The sequence below is a fragment of the Streptomyces vilmorinianum genome, assembly GCF_005517195.1.
Classification (GTDB): domain Bacteria; phylum Actinomycetota; class Actinomycetes; order Streptomycetales; family Streptomycetaceae; genus Streptomyces; species Streptomyces vilmorinianum.
In genome coordinates this window covers 7,558,229-7,582,907 of record NZ_CP040244.1, presented here as the reverse complement: position 1 = coordinate 7,582,907, position 24,679 = coordinate 7,558,229, and the positions used below count along the sequence as shown (strand labels likewise).

General features: G+C 71.0%; 22 protein-coding genes and 1 tRNA gene. 9 read left to right on the top strand and 14 right to left on the bottom strand.

Annotated elements, in window-relative coordinates; genetic code table 11:
* Positions 1 to 21 precede the first annotated feature (21 nt).
* Entirely contained in the window at positions 22 to 882 is an 861-nt protein-coding gene (locus tag FDM97_RS35315; RefSeq protein ID WP_137994517.1) for an HAD family hydrolase, read from the bottom strand.
* A gap of 120 nt (positions 883 to 1,002) precedes the next feature.
* Here FDM97_RS35315 and FDM97_RS35310 point away from each other — a divergent pair, with 120 nt between their 5' ends.
* Positions 1,003 to 1,914 (top strand): LLM class flavin-dependent oxidoreductase, encoded by a 912-nt coding sequence (locus FDM97_RS35310; RefSeq protein WP_137994516.1) that lies wholly within the window; start codon positions 1,003 to 1,005, stop codon positions 1,912 to 1,914.
* A 274-nt stretch (positions 1,915 to 2,188) separates the two neighbouring features.
* Positions 2,189 to 2,884 carry a ScbR family autoregulator-binding transcription factor gene (locus FDM97_RS35305; protein WP_137994515.1) on the top strand — a complete coding sequence of 232 codons (696 nt, stop codon included), beginning with the start codon at positions 2,189 to 2,191 and terminating at the stop codon, positions 2,882 to 2,884.
* A gap of 41 nt (positions 2,885 to 2,925) precedes the next feature.
* On the opposite strand, the gene FDM97_RS35300 is transcribed toward FDM97_RS35305, so the two are convergent.
* From FDM97_RS35300 to FDM97_RS35290, 3 genes are read right to left on the bottom strand one after another with little or no spacing between them, the layout of a single operon-like run.
* Entirely contained in the window at positions 2,926 to 3,690 is a 765-nt protein-coding gene (locus FDM97_RS35300) for an SDR family oxidoreductase (protein ID WP_137994514.1), read from the bottom strand.
* Positions 3,691 to 3,701: 11 nt separating this feature from the next.
* A complete protein-coding gene (locus tag FDM97_RS35295; RefSeq protein WP_137994513.1) occupies positions 3,702 to 4,688 on the bottom strand; it encodes an NAD-dependent epimerase/dehydratase family protein in 987 nt (328 codons plus the stop codon).
* A 43-nt stretch (positions 4,689 to 4,731) separates the two neighbouring features.
* Entirely contained in the window at positions 4,732 to 5,775 is a 1,044-nt protein-coding gene (locus FDM97_RS35290; protein WP_254705873.1) for a ScbA/BarX family gamma-butyrolactone biosynthesis protein, read from the bottom strand.
* Positions 5,776 to 5,897: 122 nt separating this feature from the next.
* On the opposite strand from FDM97_RS35290, the gene FDM97_RS35285 reads away from it, so the two are divergent.
* Positions 5,898 to 6,554, top strand: a complete 657-nt coding sequence (locus tag FDM97_RS35285; protein WP_137994512.1) for a ScbR family autoregulator-binding transcription factor — start codon at positions 5,898 to 5,900, stop codon at positions 6,552 to 6,554.
* Positions 6,555 to 6,635: 81 nt separating this feature from the next.
* Here FDM97_RS35285 and FDM97_RS35280 read toward each other — a convergent pair whose 3' ends face one another.
* The 5 genes from FDM97_RS35280 to FDM97_RS35255 form a co-directional block, all read right to left on the bottom strand.
* Positions 6,636 to 7,187 carry an RNA 2'-phosphotransferase gene (locus tag FDM97_RS35280; RefSeq protein ID WP_137994511.1) on the bottom strand — a complete coding sequence of 184 codons (552 nt, stop codon included), beginning with the start codon at positions 7,185 to 7,187 and terminating at the stop codon, positions 6,636 to 6,638.
* Between the two features lie 135 nt (positions 7,188 to 7,322).
* Positions 7,323 to 8,234, bottom strand: coding sequence for a MerR family transcriptional regulator (locus FDM97_RS35275; protein ID WP_137995216.1), 912 nt, complete (start codon positions 8,232 to 8,234; stop codon positions 7,323 to 7,325).
* Between the two features lie 202 nt (positions 8,235 to 8,436).
* Positions 8,437 to 9,366, bottom strand: coding sequence for a metal-dependent hydrolase (locus tag FDM97_RS35265; protein WP_137994510.1), 930 nt, complete (start codon positions 9,364 to 9,366; stop codon positions 8,437 to 8,439).
* Complete coding sequence (locus FDM97_RS35260) at positions 9,363 to 11,138, bottom strand: SDR family oxidoreductase (protein ID WP_432816294.1); 1,776 nt, start codon at positions 11,136 to 11,138, stop codon at positions 9,363 to 9,365. The genes FDM97_RS35265 and FDM97_RS35260 overlap by 4 nt, the downstream gene beginning before the upstream one ends.
* Before the next feature lie 2 nt (positions 11,139 to 11,140).
* The gene (locus FDM97_RS35255) at positions 11,141 to 11,992 is read right to left on the bottom strand and encodes a M24 family metallopeptidase (RefSeq protein ID WP_137994508.1); all 852 of its coding nucleotides are present in this window, start codon (positions 11,990 to 11,992) and stop codon (positions 11,141 to 11,143) included.
* Positions 11,993 to 12,219: 227 nt separating this feature from the next.
* Between FDM97_RS35255 and FDM97_RS35250 the strand changes: the two genes are divergently transcribed.
* The 6 genes from FDM97_RS35250 (at position 12,220) to FDM97_RS35220 (ending at position 17,747) form a co-directional block, all read left to right on the top strand.
* A complete protein-coding gene (locus tag FDM97_RS35250) occupies positions 12,220 to 13,179 on the top strand; it encodes an ABC transporter ATP-binding protein (RefSeq protein WP_137995215.1) in 960 nt (319 codons plus the stop codon).
* Positions 13,176 to 14,072, top strand: coding sequence for an ABC transporter permease (locus FDM97_RS35245; protein ID WP_137994507.1), 897 nt, complete (start codon positions 13,176 to 13,178; stop codon positions 14,070 to 14,072). The genes FDM97_RS35250 and FDM97_RS35245 overlap by 4 nt, the downstream gene beginning before the upstream one ends.
* Positions 14,069 to 14,980, top strand: a complete 912-nt coding sequence (locus FDM97_RS35240; protein ID WP_137994506.1) for an ABC transporter ATP-binding protein — start codon at positions 14,069 to 14,071, stop codon at positions 14,978 to 14,980. Before FDM97_RS35245 ends, FDM97_RS35240 begins: the two co-directional genes overlap by 4 nt.
* A 14-nt stretch (positions 14,981 to 14,994) precedes the next feature.
* Positions 14,995 to 15,714 (top strand): ABC transporter permease, encoded by a 720-nt coding sequence (locus tag FDM97_RS35235; protein WP_137994505.1) that lies wholly within the window; start codon positions 14,995 to 14,997, stop codon positions 15,712 to 15,714.
* 151 nt (positions 15,715 to 15,865) lie between these two features.
* Positions 15,866 to 17,269: a dihydrolipoyl dehydrogenase gene (gene lpdA, locus FDM97_RS35230; protein WP_137994504.1), complete on the top strand. Its 1,404-nt coding sequence runs from the start codon at positions 15,866 to 15,868 to the stop codon at positions 17,267 to 17,269.
* A gap of 393 nt (positions 17,270 to 17,662) precedes the next feature.
* Positions 17,663 to 17,747 (top strand) — tRNA-Ser (locus tag FDM97_RS35220).
* A gap of 14 nt (positions 17,748 to 17,761) precedes the next feature.
* Here FDM97_RS35220 and FDM97_RS35215 read toward each other — a convergent pair.
* The 5 genes from FDM97_RS35215 to FDM97_RS35195 all read right to left on the bottom strand — a co-directional run bounded on the left by FDM97_RS35215 (position 17,762) and on the right by FDM97_RS35195 (position 24,666).
* The gene (locus tag FDM97_RS35215) at positions 17,762 to 18,565 is read right to left on the bottom strand and encodes an HAD family hydrolase (RefSeq protein WP_137994502.1); all 804 of its coding nucleotides are present in this window, start codon (positions 18,563 to 18,565) and stop codon (positions 17,762 to 17,764) included.
* Positions 18,562 to 19,851 carry a serine--tRNA ligase gene (gene serS, locus FDM97_RS35210; RefSeq protein WP_137994501.1) on the bottom strand — a complete coding sequence of 430 codons (1,290 nt, stop codon included), beginning with the start codon at positions 19,849 to 19,851 and terminating at the stop codon, positions 18,562 to 18,564. The genes FDM97_RS35215 and serS overlap by 4 nt, the downstream gene beginning before the upstream one ends.
* A gap of 576 nt (positions 19,852 to 20,427) precedes the next feature.
* Positions 20,428 to 21,363 carry a prephenate dehydratase gene (gene pheA, locus FDM97_RS35205; protein ID WP_137994500.1) on the bottom strand — a complete coding sequence of 312 codons (936 nt, stop codon included), beginning with the start codon at positions 21,361 to 21,363 and terminating at the stop codon, positions 20,428 to 20,430.
* A 50-nt stretch (positions 21,364 to 21,413) separates the two neighbouring features.
* On the bottom strand, positions 21,414 to 22,694 hold the full coding sequence (gene efeB, locus FDM97_RS35200; RefSeq protein ID WP_137994499.1) for an iron uptake transporter deferrochelatase/peroxidase subunit: 1,281 nt from the start codon (positions 22,692 to 22,694) through the stop codon (positions 21,414 to 21,416).
* Between the two features lie 4 nt (positions 22,695 to 22,698).
* Entirely contained in the window at positions 22,699 to 24,666 is a 1,968-nt protein-coding gene (locus tag FDM97_RS35195; protein WP_137994498.1) for a copper resistance CopC/CopD family protein, read from the bottom strand.
* Positions 24,667 to 24,679 lie beyond the last annotated feature (13 nt).

Below are 24,679 nucleotides of genomic sequence, written 5' to 3'. Positions count from 1 at the left end.
GTCGAGGGGGGCCGCGAGGAGTCAGTCGTCGAGCGTGCCCGCGAGGATCCGCTCGATGACGACGGCCACGCCGTCCTCGTTGTTGGCGACCGTACGGCCCGAGGCGGCGGCGATGACGTCCGCGTGTGCGTTGCCCATCGCGTACGAGCGGCCGGCCCAGGTCAGCATCTCGATGTCGTTGGGCATGTCCCCGAAGGCGACGACCTCCTCGGCGGAGATGCCGCGCTCGGCGCAGCACAGGGCCAGGGTGGACGCCTTGGAGACCCCGAGGCCGCTGATCTCGAGGAGGGCGGTGGGGCTGGACCGTGTGAACGAGGCCAGGTCGCCGGCGGCCGCGCGGGCCGTGGCCAGGAAGGCGTCGGGGTCGAGGTCCGGGTGCTGGGCGAGCAGCTTGAGCAGCGGGGCGGCGGCGCCGGGCGCCTCTTCGAAGAGCAGCTTCTCGGCGGTGGCGACGGTCGCGCCCGGGTCGAGGAAGAAGGGCGGGTACTGCGGCTCGTAGTGGATGCCGGTGGTGAACTCGACCGCGAAGGAGACGCCGGGGGCGGCCGCGCGCAGCGCCGTCACGACGTCGAGCGCGATCTCCCGCTCCAGCGGACGTACCTCCAGAAACGTTCCGCCCGCGTGCAGGTCCACGACGGCCGCGCCGTTGGCGCAGATCGCGAGGCCGTGACCGTGGACGTGGTCGCTGACGACGTCCATCCAGCGGGCCGGACGCCCGGTGACGAAGAAGACCTCGACGCCGGCCCGCTCGGCGGCGGCGAGCGCCGCGACCGTACGCTCCGAGACGGACTTGTCGTCGCGCAGCAGCGTGCCGTCGAGGTCGGTGGCGATCAATCGCGGGGCGGGGGCCGGGGCGGCGCGGCGGGGAGAGGGTGAGGTCACCGATCCATTCTTCCGTACTCCGTGCACGGGCGTGCGGGGGGCCGCACATCTGAGTCACCTTTCTCCGGAGCGGAGCCGCTGCGGGAGGGGGCGCGGCGGGGCGGTCGTAGGCTCGTGGGTATGACCTTGCGCCTGAGCACCGTGATCCTTCCCGTCCACCGCTGGCACGAGGGCGGCCGTGACCGCTGGCAGCGGGCCGAGGAGCTGGGCTTCCACGCCGCGTACACCTACGACCACCTGTCCTGGCGGACCTTCCGGGACGGCCCCTGGTTCGGCGCCCTGCCCACGCTCACGGCCGCCGCGACGGCGACGGAGCGTCTGCGCCTGGGCACGCTCGTCACCTCGCCGAACTTCCGTCACCCGGTGACGCTCGCCAAGGAGCTGATCTCCCTGGACGACATCTCGGGCGGCCGGATCACGCTCGGCATCGGGGCAGGCGGCAACGGCTTCGACGCCACCGCGCTCGGTCAGGAGCCGTGGACGCCGAAGGAGCGGGCCGACCGCTTCGGCGAGTTCCTGCCGCTGCTCGACCAGCTGCTCACCGAGGACGCGGTCACCCGGCAGGGCACGCACTACTCCGCCGACGAGGCCCGGAACATCCCCGGCTGCGTCCAGCGCCCCCGGCTGCCGTTCGCGGTCGCCGCGACCGGGCCGCGCGGCCTGAGGCTCGCCGCGCGGTACGGGCAGGCGTGGGTGACGACGGGGGACCCGAAGCTGTACGAGGAGGGCACCCCGGAGCAGTCGGTGGAGGCCCTGCGCGGCCAGGCCGAGAAGCTCGGCAAGGCGTGCGCGGAGACCGGCCGGGACGTGACCGAGCTGGACAGGATCCTGCTCACCGGCTTCACCCCCGACCGGAGCCGTCCCCTGGAATCCCTGGACGCCTTCGTCGACTTCGCCGGCCGCCACCAGGAGCTCGGCTTCACCGAGCTGGTGATCCACTGGCCGATCCCGGACTCGGACTTCGCCGCCGACCAGAAGGTGTTCGAGCGGATCGCCACCGAGGCACCGGCCCAGCTGAACGGGGCGCGGTAGACCGCGCGGCCTGAAGCCACAAACCGGTGTGCCGGTTTGTCAAAAGCCGACCAATCGTTGAGGTTCAGGTCGTGGCGGGCCGTGCCAGGCCCGTGTCAGGTCGTGGAGCGGGTGGAAACCTGACCTGAGTCAGGGGTGGTCCCAGGAGAAAGTGCCCAAACGGTCGACTGATTCTCCCGTACGAGACCGCGCAGTCGGTTTATTATGGTGGCTGCGGCGGAGCGCGCAGTGGAGCGCCGGGCTGTGGAGACGAAATCTGCTACTGGAGCCACCGGTGACCAAACAGGAACGGGCCACTCGCACTCGCCAGGCGCTGATCCGCTCAGCCGCCGAGGAGTTCGACCGGCACGGCTACGCCCAGGCCAAGCTGGCCATGATCAGTTCCGGCGCCGGGGTGAGTCAGGGCGCCCTGCACTTCCACTTCGTGAACAAGGCGGCCGTGGCCGAGTCCGTCGAGGCCGCGGCGAGCCGGACCCTGCGGCGGGCGGCCCGCATGGCGCACCGGAACGACGCCGGCCCGCTGCAGACGCTCACCGACATCTCGCACGCCGTGGCGCATCTGCTCCGCCGGGACATCGTGGTGCGGGCCGGCTTTCAGCTGAGCTGCGACCGCAGCAGGCCCACCGACCTGAATCTCCGTCAGGAGTGGCAGGGCTGCGTGCGGCAGCTGCTGGCCGCGGCCGACGACGAGGACGTACTGGCCGAGGGCGTCGACCAGCAGGCGATGACCCGCACGATCGTGGCCGCGACGATCGGGTTCGAGGCGCTGAGCAGGAACAACCGCGAATGGCTGTCCCGCTGTACGCTCACCGGCTTCTGGCAGGTCCTCCTGCCCTGGCTGGCCGTCCCCGAGGTGCTCGGCCGGCTGGATCCGGCCGGCCGGGAATCCGTGATCGAGGAGCTGCGGCTCCTCCCCGGACAGACCCGCGTGTCGCCGCTCACGGACACACGCTCGAACGCCCTCGCCTGAACCCCGGTCCCCACCCACCGGTACCGGTGGGCCGGGCCGCCTCAGAGGCCCGTCCCGCCGGAGACGTCGAGGTACTGCCCCGTGATCCAGCGCGCGTCGTCGGAGGCCAGGAAGGCCACCACGTCCGCGATGTCCGAGGGCTCCCCGATCCGGTTGAAGACCGAGTGGGCCGCCAGGGCCGCCCGCGCCTCGGGGGTCGCCCTGCGGCGGGCGTTCATGTCCGTCGCCACGAAACCGGGGGCGACGGAGTTCACGGTGATGCCCCGGCTCCCCAGCCCCTTGGCGAGAGCGAGCGTCATCGTGTCGAGCGCGCCCTTGGTCATGGCGTACGCGACGGATTCGGGGAAGGCGTGCCGCGTCACGGCCGACGAGATGTTGATGACGCGCCCCCCGTCCCGCAGCCGCTTCAGCCCCTCCTGGACGAGGAAGAGCGGTGCCTTGACGTTGATCGCGACCAGCCGGTCGAAGACGGCGGGTTCCACCGCGTCGATCGGCCCCGACCCGCTGGCCGCGGCGTTGTTGACGAGGATGTCGAGGCCGGGCTGCGCCCCCTGCGCCTCAAGACCCGCGTCGAACGCGGCGTAGAGCGCGGCGACATCGCCGTCGACGCCCAGCTCGGCCCGGACCGGGAAGGCCCGTCCGCCGCTCTCCCTGATCGCGGCGACCGTCTCCTTCGCGGCCGTCTCCTGGGTCCCGTAGTGGACGGCCACCAGGGCGCCGTCCCGGCCCAGCCGTTCGGCGATACCTCTGCCGATACCGCGGCTCGCCCCTGTCACGAGGGCGGTCTTGTCCGTGAGTGGAGCCATGGGGCGCCCTTTCAGGCTTTCAGGCCGAGGTCGGCGACTTGGTGGTACCACGAGGCGTGGCGGGGGAACTCCGTGGCGAACCCGGAGCCCGGATCGCACCCGACGTCCCGCCAGAACGCGTCGTCGGCGAACCAGTGGTCCAGCGCGAGCATGTCCAGGTGGTGCAGGGCGCGCGGCGACCCGGCGAGCAGCGCGCGTGCGGTCGCCACGTCCGCCTTCGCGTCGGTCGGCGGCAGGTCGAGACAGTCGGCCACCGTCGCCAGCAGCTCGGTGGAGGAGACCGGCGTCGGGTGGTTGACGTGGTGGACGCCGGCCGGGTCCTTCGGCGACAGGGCCGCCGCGAGCGTGGCGCGGGCCAGGCTCTCCACGTCGATCATCGAGTGCAGGCTCGTGCACGTCAGCTCGGCCGCGAGCCGGCGGACCAGCCCGACGAGGCCGGGGACGACCCACCGGTCACCCGTCCCGTAGACGAGGTGCGGCCGCAGTACGGTGCCTCCGGCGTCGAGGACGTGCCGCTCGGCGGCGGCGCGGGTGCGGCTGGTGACCGATACGGGGGCGATCGGCGGCTGCCCCGGCAACGCCTCCCGGAACGGGCCCCTACCGTAGACGGATGCGGTGCTGACGTAGACGACGCGGCGGACGCCGGCGCGGACCGCTTCCTCGACCAGGGCGCGGGTGCCGTGGTCGTTGACGGCCGTCGAGGTCTGCTCGTCCCCGCCGATGTGCGAGGCGCAGTGGATCACGACGTCGACTCCGTCGCAGATCCCGCGCAGCGAATCCGGTACGGCGAGATCTCCGAACACGGTCTCCACGTCGGGGGATCCTGACTCGACGGGCGCTGTGCGACGCGACATCAGACGGGACCGCGCGTGTGCGGAGGACCGTGCGGCGGCGGCCACCACATGGCTCCCGATGAAGCCGCTGGGGCCGGTAATCAGAACGCGTGGTGCCGTCGGACGTGGTGCCGTCGGGCGTGGTGCCGTGGAGCGTGGTGCCATGGGGCGGTGTTCTCTCTCGGGTCGGCCGGGCGGGCAGGGGCGGTCAGCGCGCGAGGCCGCTGCGGGGGCGGGGCACCGTCCCCGCCAGCTCCTCGGCCCGGTCGGGAGCCTGAGCGGGGGCGGTGAGGGTGCTCACGAAGACCGGTTCGCCGTCCTGGACGCCGGTGATGCGCACGGTCGTCCGCGAGGGGTCGTGCGAGGGAAGCACCTGGGCCTCGATCCAGCACGGGCTGTCGAGCTCGACGTAACGGCTGAAGGAGATCTCCAGGCTGGTGGGGAGGAACGTCCTGCGCGAGCCGACGGCGGTGGCGGCCTGGCGCGCCGCCTCCACCAGGAGCATCCCGGGCACGTGGTCGTTCGGGCGGCTGAAGAGCGTCGGATGCCCGGTGTTGAGCCGCAGCCGCCAGGCGTTCGGGCGGTCGGTGGGGGCCAGGACGACGTCGTCGGCGTTCACCCGGCCGACCGCCCGGGGCGGCAGCGCGGGCAGGAGCGGTACGGGCGCGCCGACCAGGGCCATCCGGTCGCCGCGCAGCCGGCGGTAGGCGGGGGCCGAGGTGCAGCTGATGCGGCCGCCCCCGGTCGCCAGGAGCTGTCCGGCGCGGGTGAGGACCATCGAGACGTACATACCGCTGAGGCCGCGGCCGCGCCGCTTGATGTCGGAGCAGATGACGTCGACGGTGATCTCCGCGTCCGTCCCGTCCAGGGCGAGGGCGGTGGGGGACGCGTCGTACCAGAGGTCCCACATCACGAACTGGTCGCCGACCGGTACGCCGAACTCCCGGTGGGCCAGGAGCATCGCGGTCTGCCGCATGGTCTCGGCGACCAGCAGCGGGTCCTGATGGCTGTCCGAGACCGGGGCGTAGAAGCGGTGGGTGAGCGGCCAGTGGGCCGAGACCGAGTAGCGAGTGTCCGTCAGGGGCGCCCAGCCGGTGGGGAATATGTCCGCCGGGTCGGTCCGGTGGACCGCATCGGACGTGACGTCTCCCCGCCATGCCCTGGCGGAGTCGTGCGAGTGGGGCAGCGGGTCGGGTACGGTCCCGAGGCCTCCGCTGCGCACTGTGGTTCCGAGCGACTGCATCTCATCCATGGGTCCCCCTGAATCGCGCGCCGGAGCGTGTACTGCCCGGATAGAATACCTACAGTCCGGTTTTCTTTTCGACACTCTCAGAGAAGTGCTGGCCACAGGGCGCAGCGGACAGGAGGCGTCCCATGGCGCAGCAGGAACGTGCGATCAGGACGCGACAGGCGATTCTGGAGGCGGCCGCGACCGTCTTCGCCGAGCGCGGCTACGACGGGACCACCATCGGTGAGGTCCTCCAGCGGGCCGAGGTCACCAAGGGCGCGCTGTACTTCCACTTCTCCTCGAAGGAGGACCTGGCTCTCGGTGTGCTCAGCGCCCAGCTGGACTTCGGGCCGCTGCCACCGCAGGCGACCAAGCTGCAGGAGCTGGTGGACCAGGGCATGGTCCTCGCGTACCGGCTGCGCCGCGAACCGCTGGTCCGCGCCAGCGTCGCCCTGGCCATCGACCAAGGGGCCACGGGCGTCGACCGCGCCATGCCCTTCCGCGCCTGGGTGGCCCAGGTGACCGAGATCCTCGAGGCGGCCAAGGCTCAGGGCGAGCTGTTGCCCCACGTGAACGTGGTCGACACGGCCGAGCTCTTCGCCGGCGCCTTCGCCGGGATCCAGACGATGTCCCAGATCCTCTGCGAGCGCGAGGACCTGGAGCGCCGGGTCGCCGTGCTGCTGAGGCATGTGGTGCCCAGCATCTCCGTCCCCGCGCTGCTGGCGACCCTGGACCTGAACCCCGACCGGGGGGAGCGCCTCTTCGCCCAGTACGAGATGAGCGAGCTGGCCGACCACGCCTGATCCTGCACGCGGGCTGTAACAAAACCGTCCGTGCGGATTAACGGCGCCCTGCAGCCGTATGGTCGGCGAGTCCGCCGGCGATCATCCCCGGCCGTCGGGGAAGCGGAGGTACTCCGGGGGGACGGCGTCGGTCAGCCAGACGCCGTTGGCGCTGAGGTGGAAGACATGGCCGGCCCGGTGCATCGCGCCGGCGTCCACGCTCAGGACCACGGGGCGGCCACGCCGCGCGCCGACCCGGGTCGCCGTCTCCCGGTCGGGGGAGAGATGGACGTGGTGGCGGGCCATGGGCCGCAGCCCCTCCGCCCGGATGGCGGCCAGGCTGGCCGCGACCGTACCGTGGTAGAGGTACGCGGGCGGTTCGGCCACCGGAAGGTCCAGGTCCACCTGGACGGTGTGTCCCTGGCTGGCGCGGATGCGCGTCCCCTCGATCGCGAAACGCTTCTTGTCGTTGACGGCGACGACATGGTCCAGCTCGGCGCGGCTGATCGGGAAACCGTGCTCGGCCGCCGCCCGCAGGAGCGTGTCGATCTCGGTCCAGCCGTTCGCGTCGAGGACCAGCCCGATCCGCTCGGGCTGGTGGCGCAGATGCTTCGACAGGTACTTCGACACCTTCACGGTGCGTCTGTCGTCCATGGGTCGGTTCATGGCGCCAGGATGCCGGAGGCCGGAGCGGCCGACCACGGAATTGAAGCGCGGATGTTTGATCCACAGCGAACGTGACTTATCCACAGGGGAATTGACGATTCTGTGGACAAGCGGCGTGTCATATCAGGGCACTTGACCGACTTGCGCTCCTTCATGGTGGTTTGAGGCAAGGGTATCCAATGTGCGGGTCTGCACCTCGCGTTCGGCGGCCGCCGCGATGAACGCCGCCACGTTCTCCGCGCCAACGAGCCGCTGGACAGCGCGGATCGTCCCGGAGGGCAGGGTCACCGGCCGCGGCTCGTCGTCCCGGACCGGCGGCGGCTCGGCCGACAGGTGGTGCTGCAGGTGGCGTGTGGCGAACAGGCGCATCGCACGGGCGAGTTCGGCGTCCACCGTCTGCTGGGCCAGTGGCCTCAGCCGCCGCACCATCGTCGCCGCGGCGGCCGCGTCGGCGTCCGTCGGCGGCCGGTGCTCCAGGTAGCGCGCGAAGACGTGCTCGGTCGTGAACTCCAGGAAACGGGAGGCGATGTGCTCGACCTGGACGCGAAGTTCCCGCAGGTGCCCGGAGATCGCCGAGAGCGGCACGCCCGCCTCGTACAACTCGGCCGCCACGGCCAGCTCCTGGGGGCTCGGGACCAGGAACTCGTCCGCCCGGCCGGGCACGGGCTCCAGAACGCCGAGCTCGATCGCCTCCCGGACCGCCTCCTCGTCCGGCGTGCCGCCGAACGTGGCGTCCAGCTCCTCGCGGGAGATCCGGTCGGCCTTCTCGTCCGTCCACGGACCGTCGACCTCGGCGACCAGACCGAGGACGCCACCCAGCCCGCGCCCCGCGTCCCAGGCCTCGAGCAGTTCCTTGATGGAGGCCAGCGTGTAGCCGCGGTCGAGCAGGTCCGCGATCTGCCGCAGCCGGGCCAGATGCGTGTCCCCGTACACATTGGACCTGCCCCGGCGCTCCGGCCGGGGCAGCAGACCGCGGTCCTGGTAGGCGCGGATCGTCCGGACCGTGGCACCGCTGTGGTGGGCCAGATCCTCGATCCGGTACTCCGCCGGGGACGGCTGCCCTGCGGCGTAAGGCTGCCCGCCCGCGGACGGCTGCCCGGCTCCGGACGGCTGCCCGCCCGCGGACGGCTGCCCGGCTCCGGACGGCTGCCCGCCCCCGGACGGCTGCCCGGCTCCGGACGACCGACCCGACTGTGCTGACTGCTCCGACAAACCCGCTCCCACCCGCTCGCTCCGGCTACCCGATCGCGGCGCGACCCACCGCGCCCGCCGCGGCCCTGGCCGCGGGAGAGGACGCGAGGTACTCCACGGCCCTGCGCAGGGAACCCTCCTGCGAGGGATGGTACGACCGCCGGAAGTAGCGGGGCACGGCCGCGCCCAGCTCGCGCCAGCTCGGCAGCAGTCCCTTGGCGACCGCCTTGTTGTGCGCGCGCAGCGAATAGCGCAGGCGGCCCGCCAGCTGGGGGTCGTGCCGGATCAGATACGAGGCGCCCCACGCCCACAGCCACAGCAGGACGGGTGCGGTGACCGCCATGCCCTCGATACGGCGCGCATAGCGGGCCGCACCCGTACCGCCGCAGTGCTGGTACATGTCGAAGGCGACCGCCCGGTGCTCGACCTCCTCGGCGCCGTGCCAGCGCAGCAGATCGAGCATCACCGGATCGCACCCGGCCCGGTCGAGCCCCTCGGCGTGCAGCACCCAGTTCCCGAGCACCGCGGTGAACTGCTCGATCGCCGCGATCAGGGAGAGCCGGAAACGCAGCCACTCCTGCGTCGGGACCGGCACCCCCCACGGCGGCGTCTCCCCGAGGAGCTTCTCGAAGAGGAAGTCCACATGCCGGGTGTACGCCGAGGTGTCCAGGTGCTGCGCGGCCAGGTGGTCGAGCACAGAGGCGTGCTGGACGCTGTGGGTGGCCTCCTGGCCCATGAAGCCCTTGACGTCTTCTCGCAGCCCCGGGTCACGGACCAGGGGCAGGGCCTCCTTGAACACCTTGACGAACCACCGCTCCCCGGCGGGCAGGAGCAGATGCAGCACGTTGATCACATGCGTGGCGGTCGGCTCGCCCGGTATCCAGTGCAGCGGGGTCGCGTCCCAGTCGAACGAGACCCGCCGCGGCGCGATCACATGGTGCTCCGTCCGTTTCTCGCCGATCGGCCTTGATGTCATGCCGGGGGCTCCCATCGGGCCAGCGCACGCAGGGTCTTGGGGCTGAAGCGGGACATGAGGTGGGCGCCGCGCGCCTCGGGGGTGACGGGGACGACGGCCTGGTTGCGGACCACCGCGCGCAGGATCGCGTCGGCGACCTTCTCCGGCGGGTAGTTGCGCAGCCCGTAGAGGCGGGAGGCCTCCTTCTGGCGACGCTTCTGCTCCTCCTCGCCGGCCCCGGCGAACCGGGCCGTCGCGGTGATGTTGGTGTTCACGATGCCGGGACAGATCGCCGAGACCCCGATGCCCTGCCCCGCCAGCTCCGCGCGCAGGCACTCGCTCAGCATCAGCACGGCGGCCTTGGACGTGGCGTACGCGGGCAGGGCCCGGGAGGGCTGGAAGGCCGCGGCGGAGGCGGTGTTGACGATGTGGCCGCCCTGGCCGCGCTCGGCCATCTGCCCGCCGAAGATCCGGCAGCCGTGGATGACGCCCCAGAGATTGACGTCGAGGACCTTCTTCCACTCCTCGCTCGTCGTCTCGAAGAACGAGCCGGACAGGCCGATGCCCGCGTTGTTGACCAGGACGTCGACGATTCCGTACTCGCTCGCCACCCGCACGGCGAGCTTCTCCATGGCCTGCTCGTCGCTGACGTCGACGGTCTCTCCCCAGGCCTCGGGGGCGCCGATCAGCCGTGCCATCTCCGCCGTGCGGGCCGCGCCCTCGCCGTCCCGGTCGACGGCGACGACCCGGGCACCTGCCTCGGCGAAGGCGAAGGCGGTGGCCCGCCCGATGCCGCTGGCCGCGCCGGTCACGAGGACCAGCCGGCCGCCGAACCGCTCGGCGTACACCGGGTCGGCCTTGCTCGTCGCGGCCGTCTTCGGGGCCCTGGTGGACGGATCCTCGTTCGCCCGGACGAACTCGGTGATCCAGGAGGCCAGCTGGTCCGGCCGGGTGCGCGGTATCCAGTGCTTGCCCGGCAGGGAGCGCCGCGTCAGGTCCGGTACCCAGTCGGCGAGGTCGTCGTAGAGCCGCTCGGACAGGAAGGCGTCACCGGTCGGGGTGATCAGCTGCACCGGGGCGTGCGCGTACGCGTCGGCACGTGGACGGCTCAGCCGCGGGCGGATGTTGTCCCGGTAGAGCCAGGCTCCGTGCGCGGCGTCATTGGGCAGCGACGGCGTCGGGTAGTCGCCCGCGGGCACCTTCTCGACCCGCTGGAGGAGCCCCGGCCACCGCTTGCCGAGCGGCCCGCGCCAGGCGAGCTCCGGCAGGACGGGGGTGTGCAGCATGTACACGTACCAGGACTTGGCGCCCTGACCGAGGAGCTGGCCGACCCTGCGGGGGGTGGGCCGCGTCATCCGCTGCTTGATCCAGTGCCCGAAGTGGTCGAGCGACGGACCGGACATCGAGGTGAAGGAGGCGATCCGGCCCTCCGTGCGGGCGACCGTCACGAACTCCCAGGACTGCACCGAACCCCAGTCGTGGCCGACCAGGTGGACCGGCCGGTCCGGGCTCACCGCGTCGGCGACCGCCAGGAAGTCGTCCGTCAGCTTCTCCAGCGTGAACCCGCCGCGCAGCGGCGTCGGAGCCGTCGACCGGCCGTGGCCCCGGACGTCGTACAGCACCACATGGAAGCGTTCGGCGAGCCGGTGCGCGACCTCCGACCAGACCTCCTTGGAGTCCGGATAGCCGTGCACGAGCAGAACGGTCGGCCGGCTCTCGTCGCCCAGCTCGGCGACACACAGCTCGATCCCACCTGTACGGACCCAGCGCTCCCGCGCCCCCTTCGGACTCACGTTCACGCCGCCCCTTCGCTCTCGTTCCAGCGCCGCACGTGCGGCAGATCGTCGTCCAGCCAGAACGCGCTCTGCTCCGGATCCTTCGAGTCGGTGACGACGAGGATCTCCTCGAACTTCGCGCCCGTACCCCGGAACCCGAGGTGCGGCTCGACCGCCCACAGCCCCGGCTGCGGCGGGTGGTCGGAGAACTTGTACGGCGACCAGAGCGGCGACCAGCCGTCACGGTGGCCATGGACCGCGTCGCTCGCCAGGCCCTTGAGCGCCTGGGTGCCGAAGCCGAAGAGCGTCGGCGACCAGCGGCGCTCCTTGACCCGGTCGATCTTGTGGGCGATCACGCCGAAGGGATACGCGCGGTGCCGGTTGGCGTACCCCTGGCGGACCATGAGCCGGTCCACGTTCTCGTAGATCTCCCGCAGCGAGCGGCGCTCGCGCACCTCGCTCAGAATCAGCTCGCGGTGCGCCTTCAGATCGGCGAGCAGCTTGTCGTGGAGGGGGTTGAGCCCCAGGCAGCCGGAGTAGCCGATGTCCGAGGTGTAGCCCTTGTACACGGGCGCCATGTCGAGGATGAAGGGCATCCCCGCCTCCAGGCGCCGGCCGGTGGGGAAGAACTGCAGCGGGATCTTGAAGTCGACGAAGGCCGTACGGTCGCCGAACCAGGCGAAGGGCCGGTGGAACCAGTCCCGCACGCCCCGCTCGTACAGCCAGTCCCGCTGCATCTTCGCGGCCTCACGCTCGGTCACCCCCGGCTTGAGCTGCGCCGCGACCGCTTCCGCGCACTCGTACGAGAGGCGCTGCACTTCCCTGAACCCCCGCAGTTCCGCGGTCAGTTCGCTTGTCACTGCTGAGGCCATGCCACCCGCCCGTCCGTGTGAGGATGCGACTGCGCTACGTGGTCGTAACTTGACACTGATGAATGTGACAATGCCCGGCGGCTGCGTCAAGGGGTGTGCACGAGCCCTGTGGAAAACGACTTTGGTCTCGGCTCCCCTACGGGTCCGTACGCCTGAGGTCGGATACGGATCGAGCCGATGGGCTGACGACGGCTGTGGTGTGCGCCACTACGGTCGGAGGCGTGACTGTGATCGCCACCGAAAGCCTCAGCAAGCGGTTCCCCCGGGTGACCGCTCTCGACCGGCTCTCCCTGGACATCGGGCCCGGTGTGACCGGACTGGTGGGTGCCAACGGAGCCGGCAAGTCCACGATGATCAAGATTCTGCTCGGGCTGTCCCCCGCCACCGAGGGCACCGCCGCCGTGCTCGGCCTGGACGTCGCCACCTCAGGCGCCCAGATCCGTGAGCGCGTCGGATACATGCCCGAGCACGACTGCCTCCCCCCGGACGTCTCGGCCACCGAGTTCGTCGTCCACATGGCACGGATGTCGGGCCTGCCCGCCACCGCCGCCCGCGAGCGGACCGCCGACACGCTGCGCCACGTCGGTCTGTACGAGGAGCGCTACCGCCCCATCGGCGGCTACTCGACCGGTATGAAGCAGCGGGTGAAACTCGCCCAGGCCCTGGTCCACGACCCGCAGCTGGTCCTCCTCGACGAGCCGACCAACGGCCTCGACCCGGTCGGCCGGGACGAGATGCTCGGCCTGATCCGCCGGGTCTGGACCGACTTCGGCATCTCGGTCCTGGTCACCTCCCACCTCCTCGGCGAGCTCGAGCGCACCTGCGACCACGTCGTCGTCATCGACGGCGGACGCCTGCTGCGCTCCAGCTCCACCAGCGACTTCACCCAGATCACCACGACCCTCGCGGTCGAGGTCACGGACTCCGACACCCACCCCGACGGCACGGCGTCGCTCCGCGCGGCCCTCGCCGCGGCGGGCGTCACCCTGCACGAGGGTGTCGAGGACGGCCTGCCCGGCGCGGGGCACATCCTCCTCGTGGAAGCCGCGGGCGAGGAGACGTACGACCTCGTCCGCGACACCGTCGCCGACCTCGGCCTGGGGCTCGTGCGGATGGAGCAGCGCCGCCACCACATCGCCGAGGTCTTCCGCCCCCAGCAGCAGCAGGAGGAGGTGCCGGCGCGATGAGCTCCCAGGCCCCCGAGACCACGCAGATCCACAACATCGGCTACCGCAACTACGACGGGCCGCGCCTCGGCCGCGCCTACGCGCGCCGCTCGCTGTTCTCGCAGTCGCTGCGCGGAGCGTACGGACTGGGCCGCAGCGCCAAGTCCAAGGTGCTGCCGATGCTCCTCTTCGCGGTGATGTGCGTGCCCGCGCTGATCATCGTCGCGGTCGCGGTCGTCACCAAGGCGCCCAAGCTGGCGATCGAGTACACGCAGTACGCGATCTACCTCCAGCTCGTCATCGCCATCTACGTGGCCGCCCAGGCCCCGCAGTCCGTCTCCCGTGACCTCCGGTTCAGGACGGTGCCGCTGTACTTCTCCCGCCCGATCGAGCGCATGGACTACGTCCTCGCCAAGTACGGCGCGATGGCCTCGGCGCTCTTCGTCCTCACCGCCGCCCCGCTGCTGATCCTCTACATCGGCTCGCTGCTCGCCAAGCTGGACTTCGCCGACCAGACCAAGCTCTTCGGCCAGGGACTCGTCTCCGTCGCCCTGCTGTCGCTGCTCTTCGGCGGGATCGGCCTGGTCATGGCGGCGCTCACGCCCCGCCGCGGCTTCGGCGTCGCCGCCGTGATCGCCGTCCTCGTGATCTCGTACGGCGCGGTCTCCACCCTGCAGGGCATCGCCTACGGCACGGACAACATCGGCGCCATCAAGTGGATGGGGCTGTTCTCGCCGATCACCCTCATCGACGGTGTGCAGACGGCGTTCCTCGGCGCGCCGTCCGCCTTCCCCGGCGGAACGGACGCCGCTCCGGGCGCCGGAACCGGCGTGGTCTACCTGCTGGTCGTCCTCGCACTCATCGCCGGTTCGTACGGCGTGCTGATGCGCCGCTACCGAAAGGTCGGGCTGTGACCTCCCTCAACATCGACCACGTCTCGCGCTGGTTCGGAAACGTCGTGGCCGTCAACGACGTCACCATGACGATCGGCCCGGGCGTCACCGGCCTCCTCGGCCCCAACGGCGCCGGAAAGTCCACCCTCATCAACATGATGGGCGGCTTCCTCGCCCCCTCCACCGGCACGGTCACCCTCGACGGCGAGACGATCTGGCGCAACGAGTCCGTCTACCGGCACATCGGCGTCGTGCCCGAGCGGGAGGCGATGTACGACTTCCTCACCGGACGCGAATTCGTCCTCGCCAACGCCGAGTTGCACGGCCTGGGCGCCAAGGAGGCCCAGCACGCGCTCGCCACGGTCGAGATGGAGTACGCGCAGGACCGGAAGATCGCCACGTACAGCAAGGGCATGCGGCAGCGCGTGAAGATGGCCTCGGCCCTCGTCCACGACCCGTCGGTGCTCCTGCTCGACGAGCCGTTCAACGGCATGGACCCGCGCCAGCGCATGCAGCTGATGGACCTGCTGCGCCGCATGGGCTCGGCCGGCCGCACGGTGCTCTTCTCCTCCCACATCCTGGAAGAGGTCGAGCAGCTCGCCTCGCACATCGAGGTGATCGTCGCCGGGCGCCACGCCGCCTCGGGCGACTTCCGCAAGATCCGCCGGCTGATGACGGACCGGCCCCACCGCTACCTCGTACGGTCCAGCGACGACCGGGCCCTGGCGGCCGCGCTCATCGCCGACCCGTCCACGGCCGGCATCGAGGTCGACCTCGCCGAGGGCGCCCTGCGCATCCAGGCGATCGACTTCGGACGCTTCACCGAGCTGCTTCCCCGGGTCGCCCGGGCGCAGGGGATCCGCCTGCTGACGGTCTCACCGTCCGACGAGTCCCTCGAATCGGTCTTCTCGTACCTCGTAGCGGCCTGAAAGGAGCCTGACCGATGTACAACCCCACAGTCGCCCGGCTCACCTACCGGGCCCTGCTCGGCCGCCGGCGGGCGCTGATCCTCTTCGCGCTGCCCGCGCTCCTGCTGATGATCGCCGCGGCGGTACGCGCCTTCAACGGCGCGGACGACCAGGTCGCCGCCGACGTCCTCGGCGGCTTCGCCCTCGCCACGATGGTGCCGCTGATCGGTGTCATCGCCGGAACGGGCGCGATCGGCCCGGAGATCGACGACGGCTCGATCGTCTACCTGCTGTCCAAGCCGGTGAAGCGGCCCGAGATCATCGTCACCAAGCTGACCGTGGCGATCGCCGTGACCATGGTCTTCTCGGCGGTGCCCACCTTCCTCGCGGGCCTGATCCTCAACGGCAACGGCCAGCAGGTCGCGGTCGCGTACACCGTCGCGGCGCTCGTCGCCTCCATCGCGTACAGCGCCCTGTTCCTGCTCCTGGGCACGGTCAGCCGCCACGCGGTGGTCATCGGGCTCGTCTACGCCCTGGTCTGGGAGGCCCTGTTCGGCTCCCTGATCTCCGGTGCGAAGACGCTCAGCGTGCAGCAGTGGGCGCTCGCGGTCGCCCAGAAGGTCAGCGGCGAAGGCCTGGTCACCTCGGACGTGGGCCTGCCGACGGCGGTGGCGCTGCTCGCCGGTGTCACGGTCGTCGCGACCTGGTACGCGGGCCAGAAGCTGCGGACGCTGAAGCTGGCGGGCGAGGAGTAACGCGAGCCGAGGTCCGAGGTCCGGGGGTCGGGTCCGGGCCGGGGCAGGACGCCCCCGCCCCCCGGCCCCGGCCCCCGGGCCCGCTTCCCGGACCCGGACTACTGTGGGCCCGTACGTGGACGCACACCCTCACCACCTTCGGGAGTCAGTCATGTCAGACCGCTTCGACGTCGTCGTACTCGGAGCTGGCCCCGGCGGCTACGTCGCCGCCATCCGCGCCGCCCAGCTGGGCAAGCGGGTCGCGGTCGTCGAAGAGAAGTACTGGGGCGGTGTCTGCCTGAACGTCGGCTGCATCCCCACCAAGGCGCTGCTGCGCAACGCCGAGCTCGCGCACATCTTCAACCACGAGGCCAAGACCTTCGGCATCAAGGTCGACGGCACGGTCTCCTTCGACTACGGCGAGGCGTTCCGCCGCAGCCGCACCGTCGCGGACGGCCGGGTCAAGGGCGTCCACTTCCTGATGAAGAAGAACGGCATCACGGAGTTCGACGGCCGCGGCACCTTCGTCGACGCGAACACCCTGCAGGTCGCCAAGTCCGACGGCACCTCGCAGACGATCACCTTCGACAACTGCATCATCGCCACCGGCGCCACCCCCCGACTGCTGCCCGGCACCGCCCGCAGCGAGCGCGTCGTGACGTTCGAGGAGCAGATCGTCGCCGAGGACGTGCCGCAGTCGATCATCATCGCCGGCGCCGGCGCGATCGGCATCGAGTTCGCGTACGTCCTGCACAACTACGGCGTGAAGGTCACCATCGTCGAGTTCCTCGACCGGATCGCGCCGCTGGAGGACGCGGACGTCTCCAAGGAGCTCGCCAAGCAGTACCGCAAGCTCGGCATCGACGTCCTCACCTCGACCCGCGTCGAGACCATCGACGAGTCCGGCCCGCAGGTCCGCGTCACCGTCACCGGCAAGGACGGCGCGAGCAAGGTCCTGGAGGCCGACAAGGTCCTGCAGGCCATCGGCTTCGCGCCGAACGTCTCCGGCTACGGCCTGGAGAACACCGGCGTGGCGCTCACCGAGCGCGGCGCGATCGAGGTCGACGGCCGCTGCCGCACCAACGTCCCGCACATCTACGCCATCGGCGACGTCACCGCGAAGCTGATGCTCGCCCACACCGCCGAGGCCATGGGCGTCGTCGCCGCCGAGACCATCGGGGACGCCGAGACCATGGAGCTCGACTACCCGATGATCCCGCGCGCCACCTACTGCCAGCCGCAGATCGCCAGCTTCGGCTGGACCGAGGCGCAGGCGCGGGAGAAGGGCTACGACGTCAAGGTCGCCAAGTTCCCGTTCACGGCGAACGGCAAGGCGCACGGCCTTGGCGACTCGACCGGCTTCGTGAAGATCATCAGCGACGCGCAGTACGGCGAGATCATCGGCGCGCACCTGATCGGCCCCGACGTCACCGAGCTGCTGCCCGAGCTGACGCTGGCCCAGCAGTGGGACCTCACGGTCCACGAGGTGGCGCGCAACGTCCACGCGCACCCGACGCTGGGCGAGGCCGTGAAGGAAGCCGTCCACGGCCTTGCCGGACACATGATCAATTTCTGAGGTCGCCCTCATTCCAGGGTGGCAGGCACTGAAAGGCGCCGAACCGAAACCCTCCCGGGTGACGAACCGTCCCGACCGATCAGGTCGTGGGTGCGTTCGTCACCCGGTTCGCATGTGTGGCTGCTCGTCACATCGGGGTCACCGGCATCCTGGGGGCGATCCAGGACCACGCGCGGGCTGCCGCACGGAAAACCGCTGGCCCCCGAACCCCCGCCGCGCGCACACTGGTTGAGCGGGAGACGCCCGCCGAGAGACCGGGGAGGAGCGCGACGATGACCGACACCAGTTCGAGCCGGAGTTCGAGTCCGTCGAGCTCCCTGCAGGGCGGCGCCCCCTAGCGCCGCCGGGGCGGCCGCTTCGAGCGCGCGGGTCTTCCGCGCGGGCCGCCCACCCGGAGGATTGGCCGAGCGGTAAGGCACTGGCTTGCTAAGCCATGGTCGGGGTCACCCCCGCGCGCGTTCGATCCGCGCATCCTCCGCACAAGGTACGGAACTACCCGAGCAGACGCTCCAGGACGACCGCGATGCCGTCCTCCTCGTTCGAGGCCGTCACCTCGTCCGCGACCGCCTTCAGATCGTCGTGCGCGTTCGCCATCGCCACACCCCGCGCCGCCCAGCCGAACATCGGGATGTCGTTCGGCATGTCACCGAAGGCGATCGTCTCCGCCGCCTTCACCCCGAGGCGCCGCGCCGCCAGCGACAGGCCCGTGGCCTTGGTCAGACCGAGCGGGAGGATCTCCACTATCCCCGGGCCCGCCATGACGACGTCCACCAGGCTGCCGACCGTCTGCCGGGCGGCCCGCGTCAGCTCGTCGTCGGACAGCGTGGGGTGCTGGATGTACAGCTTGTTCAGCGGGGCGGACCACAGCTCCGTCGGATCCCCGAAGAGGACCACCGGCAGCGGGCCCTCCTGGACCCGGTAGTCGGAGCTGACCAGCACCTCGCCGTCCAGACCGTCCCGGCTCGCGGCCAGGGCCAGCGGCCCGACCTCGGCCTCGATCTTCGACAGCGCCAGGCCGGCCAGCTGCCGGTCCAGCGTCACCGAGGTCAGCAGCCGGTGCTCGCCCGCGTGGTAGACCTGCGCGCCCTGACCGCACACCGCGAGCCCCTCGTAGCCGAGGTCGTCGAGGATGTGCCGGGTCCAGGGCACGGACCGGCCCGTGACCACGATGTGCGCGGCCCCCGCCGCCACCACGGCGGCGAGGGCGTCACGCGTACGCTCCGAGACCGACTCGTCGGCCCGCAGCAGCGTGCCGTCGAGGTCCGTCGCGACGAGCTTGTACGGGAACGGGCTCACTTGGAGATCGGCTCCAGGACCTCGCGGCCACCCAGGTACGGCCGCAGCACCTCCGGCACCCGAACCGAGCCGTCCGGCAGCTGGTGGTTCTCCAGGATCGCCACGATCGTGCGCGGTACGGCGCACAGCGTGCCGTTCAGCGTCGCCAGCGGCTGCACGACCTTCTTGCCGTTCCGCTCGTCGCGCATCCGCACGGACAGGCGGCGCGCCTGGAAGCCGTCGCAGTTCGACGCCGAGGTCAGCTCGCGGTACTTGCCCTGCGTCGGGATCCACGCCTCGCAGTCGAACTTGCGCGAGGCCGAGGCGCCGAGGTCGCCGGTGGCCACGTCGATGACCTGGAAGGGGAGCTCGAGGCTGGTCAGCCACTGCTTCTCCCACTCCAGGAGCCGCTTGTGCTCGGCCTCGGCGTCCTCCGGAGCGACGTACGAGAACATCTCGACCTTGTCGAACTGGTGGACCCGGAAGATGCCTCGGGTGTCCTTGCCGTACGTGCCGGCCTCGCGGCGGAAGCACGGCGAGAAGCCGGCGTAGCGCAGCGGGAGCTTGTCCGCGTCGATGATCTCGTCCATGTGGTACGCGGCGAGCGGCACCTCGGACGTACCGACGAGGTAGAAGTCGTCCTTCTCCAGGTGGTACACGTTCTCCGCGGCCTGGCCGAGGAAGCCGGTGCCCTCCATGGCGCGCGGGCGGACCAGCGCCGGCGTCAGCATCGGGATGAACCCGGCCTCGGTGGCCTGCGCGATCGCCGCGTTGACGAGGGCGAGCTCCAGCAGCGCGCCGACACCCGTCAGGTAGTAGAAGCGAGAACCGGAGACCTTGGCGCCCCGCTCGACGTCGATGGCGCCCAGCGCCTCGCCCAGCTCCAGGTGGTCCTTGGGCTCGAAGCCCTCGGCCGCGAAGTCGCGGATGGTGCCGTGCGTCTCGAGGACGACGAAGTCCTCCTCTCCGCCGACCGGGACGTCCGCGTGGACGATGTTGCCCAGCTGGAGCAGGAGAGCGCGAGCGGTCTCGTCGGCCTCGTTCTGCTCGGCCTCGGCGGCCTTGACGTCGGTCTTGAGCTGCTCGGCCCGCTGCAGGAGCTCGGCGCGCTCCTCGGGGGTGGCCTTGGGGATCAGCTTGCCGAGCGCCTTCTGCTCGGAACGAAGCTCGTCGAAGCGGACGCCCGACGACCTGCGCCGCTCATCGGCGGAGAGCAGGGCGTCGACGAGCGCGACGTCCTCTCCACGGGCGCGCTGGGAGGCGCGAACACGGTCGGGGTCCTCACGGAGCAGGCGAAGGTCAATCACCCCACCAGGCTACCGGTGCGGGCTCGCCGCGCCCCACTCGATAGAGGCGCGCATGTCGCTTTGCCCGAATTGCGAGAAATGGGAAGCGGTCTCCCCATTCGTCAATAAACCAGGCATCGACCCCCGAAAAGGGGCGGATCAACGCCGATGGCTTGACCGAACCGCCTCGTGGATCAAGGGACTTCTCCACAGGAATGCGCGGCCTCGGGATGTTATCCACAGGCTGTGCGGAAGTTCTGTGGATCGCGGAGGAGATCATTCCGAATCGAAGGTGCGGGCCTAGTAATTCCCCGATCAAACCTCCCCCACACACTCATTCGGGTGGGAATTCCTCGCTCTAAAGAGTTGATCAAGGGAATTGGGGTGACACCGGCCGCCGTGGTGCACTGTGGATGGATGTGGAGTGACTAGGGTGATTTGTCGACCATGTCGCCATGCCATATCGACTTGTCCCCAGGTCGAGAAGCGGGCCTGTGGATAACTTCTGTGGGTAACTGAAAAGTATGCAGGTAGGACTAGTGGTTCACACCTGTGGACGACCGCCCCCGACGCCGGGAGCGGCGGGGCACGATCAGGTCAGGCCCGACCGTCCTGGGCCCTCGCCAGCCAATCGGAGGCCGCCATGAACTCCGCGTCCGACGTCCCGCGCCGCAGCGCTCGTACGTCCTTCACCGCCACGCCCGCCCTCGGATACGAGCCGAGGAACCGCACCTTGGGGCAGATCCGCTTCAGACCCATCAGCGCCTCGCCCACCCGCCGGTCCGAGATATGGCCCTCGGCGTCCACGGCGAAGCAGTAGTTCCCGATGCCCGCGCCCGTCGGGCGGGACTGGATCAGCATCAGGTTGACCCCGCGCACCGCGAACTCCTGGAGCAGTTCGAGGAGGGCACCCGGGTGGTCGTCGCCCAGCCACAGCACGACCGAGGTCTTGTCCGCCCCGGTCGGAGCCGCGGGCCGGGCCGGCCGGCCCACCAGGACGAACCGGGTCTCGGCGTTCTCGGCGTCGTGGATCTCGGTGACCAGGGCCTCAAGTCCGTAGGTCGCCGCCGCGAACTCGCCGGCGAACGCCGCGTCGAAACGGCCTTCCTGCACCAGCCGGGCCCCGTCCGCGTTCGAGGCCGCCGATTCCCACAGGGCGTCGGGCAGGTGGGCCCGCAGCCAGTTCCGTACCTGCGGCTGGGCCACCGGGTGACCGGTGACCGTCTTGACCTCCGACAGCGCGGTGCCGGGCCGTACGAGCAGGGCGAAGGCGATCGGCAGGACCACCTCGCGGTAGATCATCAGCGGTTCGCCGGAGGCCAGCTCGTCCAGCGTCGCGGTGACCCCGCCCTCCACCGAGTTCTCGATCGGTACGAGAGCGGCGGCGGCCTCTCCGTTGCGTACGGCGTCCAGCGCGGCAGGGACGGAGACCATGGGGACGAGTTCCCGGGTCGCGGCCTCGGGCAGCGTACGCAGCGCGGCCTCCGTGAAGGTGCCTTCGGGACCGAGATACGTATACCGGGTGGCTGACATACGGTCACCCTAATAGGCGCCGGAGGCGTTGACCCGCCGCCCGCCCAGGGTCAGGACTCCAGCAGCCGCTGGCCCACGTACTCGCCTTCCGCCGCCCCGCCCGGCACGGCGAACAGGCCGCTCGCCTCGTGCCGGATGAAGGCGGACAGAGCGTCGCCCCGGTCGAGCTTGCGCTGCACGGGGACGAAGCCCCTGAGCGGGTCGGCCTGCCAGCAGACGAAGAGCAGTCCCGCGTCGGGCGTCCCGTCCGGCCCGATTCCGTCGTGGAAGGAGAACGGCCGCCGCAGCATCGCAGCTCCGCCGTTCTGTTCGGGGGCGGAGATCCGGGAATGGGCGTTGTCGGGGATGACCAGCTTGCCGTCCGGCCCGATCTTGTGGAGATCGAGTTCGGTCGTCTCGGTCCCGCCGGTCAGCGGGGCGCCGTCGGACTTCCGCCGGCCGATGACCTTCTCCTGCCTGTCGAGGGGGAGCTTCTCCCAGTCGTCGAGCAGCATGCGGATGCGGCGCACGACCGCGTACGAGCCTCCGGCCATCCATTCCTGGGTCCCGGTGGAGCCGGTGGAACCGGTGGCCGGGACGAAGATCCGCCGGTCGAAGTCGGGGTCGGAGGGCTTCGGGTTGCGCGTCCCGTCCACCTGGCCCATCAGGTTGCGGGACGTCATCGGCTTCGCCGTGGCGCCGGCCGAGCGGTTGAAGCCGTTCATCTGCCAGCGGACCTTCGCGGCCGAGCCGGCGTCCTTCTGCAGCGCGCGCAGGGCGTGGAAGGCGACGAGTGCGTCGTCCGCGCCGATCTGCACCCACAGGTCGCCCTCCGAGCGCTTGGGGTCGAGCGCGTCGGCGGAGAAGGCGGGCAGGGGGTCGAGCTGCATCGGGCGGCGGGCGGTGAGTCCCGTACGTCCGAAGAAGGAGTGGCCGAAGCCGAAGGTGACGGTGAGCGAGGAGGGGCCCGCGTCGAGCGCGATGCCGGTGTCCTCGCTCGTCGGCTCGCCCGCCATCAGCGCCTTGGCGGTGGCCGACCAGCGGCGCAGCAGCGCGGCGGCCTCCTTGCGGCCCGCGCCCGGGGCGAGGTCGAAGGCGACCAGATGGCCCCGCGACTGAGGCGGAGTGGTGATCCCCGCTTGATGTTTCCCGTGAAACATCGCCTCGGTCGAGCCGACGGTCGTCAGCGCCGTCGTGTCCGCGGCCGAGGCGCCGGAGCCGGACACGGCGCCGTACACCCCGGCGCCACCGGCCGCGCCGAGCGCGATACCGGCCGCGCCCGCGGCGCCCACGGTGCCGAGCATGCGCCGCCGGGAGATCTCCAGCCTGCTCTCAGAATTGTCGTCAGTCACGAGGTCAGCCGATCTTCACGTTCTTGTCGATGGTGGTCTGGTCGATGTCGGAGGTGCGGACCGTCACCTGGATCTGCCACTCGCCGGCCATCGGGATCTGTACGCCGTTGGCGATCCAGTGTCCGGTCTGGATCCGGTCGGGCACGACGGGCAGGGGGCCGACGTCCTTCTCCTTGAGGGTGAAGGCGACCTTGATCTCGGGTACGTCCAGCGGGCGACCGTTGGGCCGGTCCACATAGAGGTGCAGGGCGTTGGCGCCGGTACGGCCCGGGTTGAGGCTCAGTCGTACCGTTCCCTTGCCTTCGGCACCGCCGGTGTCGAAGGGGAGCCGGATGTCCACGGGCCGCTCGGGTACGGCGGTCGAGCCGGACTCGGAAGCCGAGCGGCCGGTCTCCTCCTCCGTGCGGCCGGGTTCGGTCGACGTCAGTACGGTCGTCACGGCGAGCAGCACGACGGCGACCATGGCCTCGGTCAGCACCGAGCGGCGCAGGCCGGTCCGGTCGGGGTCGGCGTCGCGGTCCCGCTTCTCACGGGCGGTGGCGACGGCGACCCGCTGCCGGGCGAGCTGAGCGGCCCGCTCCGGGTCGGCGTCCTCCGCCTCTCCGACGGGAGTTTCCGGCTCCGCCTCGACCGTCTCTGCCTGCACCGCCTGCACCGCCTGCGCCTCGGCCGCCTGCGCCTCGACCGCCTGGCCCTCGGCCGCCTGGCCCTCGGCCGTCTCCACCGTGGCCGGTTCCGCGAGGCGCTGGGTCCAGCGCCGCGAGACCCAGGCGATCCCGACGAGCACGGCCACGAGCCCGACCTTGACCAGGAGCAGCTGTCCGTACGCCGTGCCGGTCAGCGCCGACCAGGAGCCGACCTGCCGCCAGGACTGGTAGAGCCCGGTCGCTGCCAGGACGACCACCGAGCCGAAGGCGATTCTCGAGAAGCGCTCCACCGCTGCCCGCTCGATGCCGGGGACCCGGTACAGCGCGACGAGCAGGGCCGTCAGGCCGCCCAGCCAGGCCGCCACGGCGAGCAGGTGCAGGATGTCGACGGGCATGGCGATCTGCGGCTGCAGACCGGTGGAGGCGTGCTCGGCGAGCGCCCACGTGCCCGCGATCCCGGCGGCCACCACGGAGCCGCCGATCGCGAGTCCGAAGGTGAGGTCCTTGGTCTCCTTCTCGTCGGTCCGCTTCGTGTACGAGCCGAAGAGCACGCTCACGAAGAGCGCCGCCGCGCCGAGCAGCATGAGCCGGGAAATGAGCGCGGCGCCGGTCTTCGTCTCGAGGACGGACTTCAGTCCGCCCAGGTCGAAGGCGTCGGCGAGCTCTCCGGAGCCGGTGTAGGGGTTGCGCAGCAGCAGCATGACCAGGGTGGCGGCGGTCAGGGTGAGCCAGCCCCTGACGACGAGCCGCTGCAGCGGCCGGGCGCTCGCGCCGCCCGGCCAGCAGGCGAGGACGAAGGCGCCGCCGCCGACGAGGACGGTGAAGCCGGCGTACGAGAGGTAGCGGGCGATGCCGTACAGCGTGCCGACGAGCCCGCCGCCGACCTCCTGGTCGGGTAGGGCGAAGGATGTCTGGGAGGGCGCGCCGATGGAGAAGGTGAAGGCGCCCGCGATGGGGTGGCTGTCGGCGGAGACGGTCTGCCAGGCCACGGTGTAGGTGCCTTCCGGCAGCCCGCTGCGGAGCCCGACTCCGTACCGGACGATCGATCCGCTGCACAGGTCGCGGATCTCCGCGGTGTCCACGCGCTTGCCCGCCGGGTCGAGGACCCGGATCGAGTCGGCGCCCATGGCGACCTGCTCGGAGAAGGTGAGATTGACTTCCTTGGGGGCGGTGGCGACCACCGCCCCGTCCATCGGGTCGCTGCCGGTGAGCGCGGCGTGCGCGGACGCGGGGGCGGCGCCGGCGAGCAGGGCGCCCAGGAGGGCGGCCGTGACGAGCAGCAGCCGGGTCAGGGCGGATCCGAGGCGCGGGGCGGTGGCTGGCATGTGTGTGTCAGTC

Coding starts and splice junctions, on each gene's coding strand:
- FDM97_RS35290 (WP_254705873.1), bottom strand. CDS start 5,775: ATGGATGAGATGCAGTCGCTCGGAACCACAGTGCGCAGCGGAGGCCTC.
- pheA (WP_137994500.1), bottom strand. CDS start 21,363: ATGTCAGCCACCCGGTATACGTATCTCGGTCCCGAAGGCACCTTCACG.
- FDM97_RS35265 (WP_137994510.1), bottom strand. CDS start 9,366: ATGACATCAAGGCCGATCGGCGAGAAACGGACGGAGCACCATGTGATC.
- lpdA (WP_137994504.1), top strand. CDS start 15,866: ATGTCAGACCGCTTCGACGTCGTCGTACTCGGAGCTGGCCCCGGCGGC.
- FDM97_RS35285 (WP_137994512.1), top strand. CDS start 5,898: ATGGCGCAGCAGGAACGTGCGATCAGGACGCGACAGGCGATTCTGGAG.
- FDM97_RS35280 (WP_137994511.1), bottom strand. CDS start 7,187: ATGGACGACAGACGCACCGTGAAGGTGTCGAAGTACCTGTCGAAGCAT.
- FDM97_RS35310 (WP_137994516.1), top strand. CDS start 1,003: ATGACCTTGCGCCTGAGCACCGTGATCCTTCCCGTCCACCGCTGGCAC.
- FDM97_RS35255 (WP_137994508.1), bottom strand. CDS start 11,992: ATGGCCTCAGCAGTGACAAGCGAACTGACCGCGGAACTGCGGGGGTTC.
- FDM97_RS35295 (WP_137994513.1), bottom strand. CDS start 4,688: ATGGCACCACGCTCCACGGCACCACGCCCGACGGCACCACGTCCGACG.
- FDM97_RS35300 (WP_137994514.1), bottom strand. CDS start 3,690: ATGGCTCCACTCACGGACAAGACCGCCCTCGTGACAGGGGCGAGCCGC.
- FDM97_RS35245 (WP_137994507.1), top strand. CDS start 13,176: ATGAGCTCCCAGGCCCCCGAGACCACGCAGATCCACAACATCGGCTAC.
- FDM97_RS35195 (WP_137994498.1), bottom strand. CDS start 24,666: ATGCCAGCCACCGCCCCGCGCCTCGGATCCGCCCTGACCCGGCTGCTG.
- FDM97_RS35235 (WP_137994505.1), top strand. CDS start 14,995: ATGTACAACCCCACAGTCGCCCGGCTCACCTACCGGGCCCTGCTCGGC.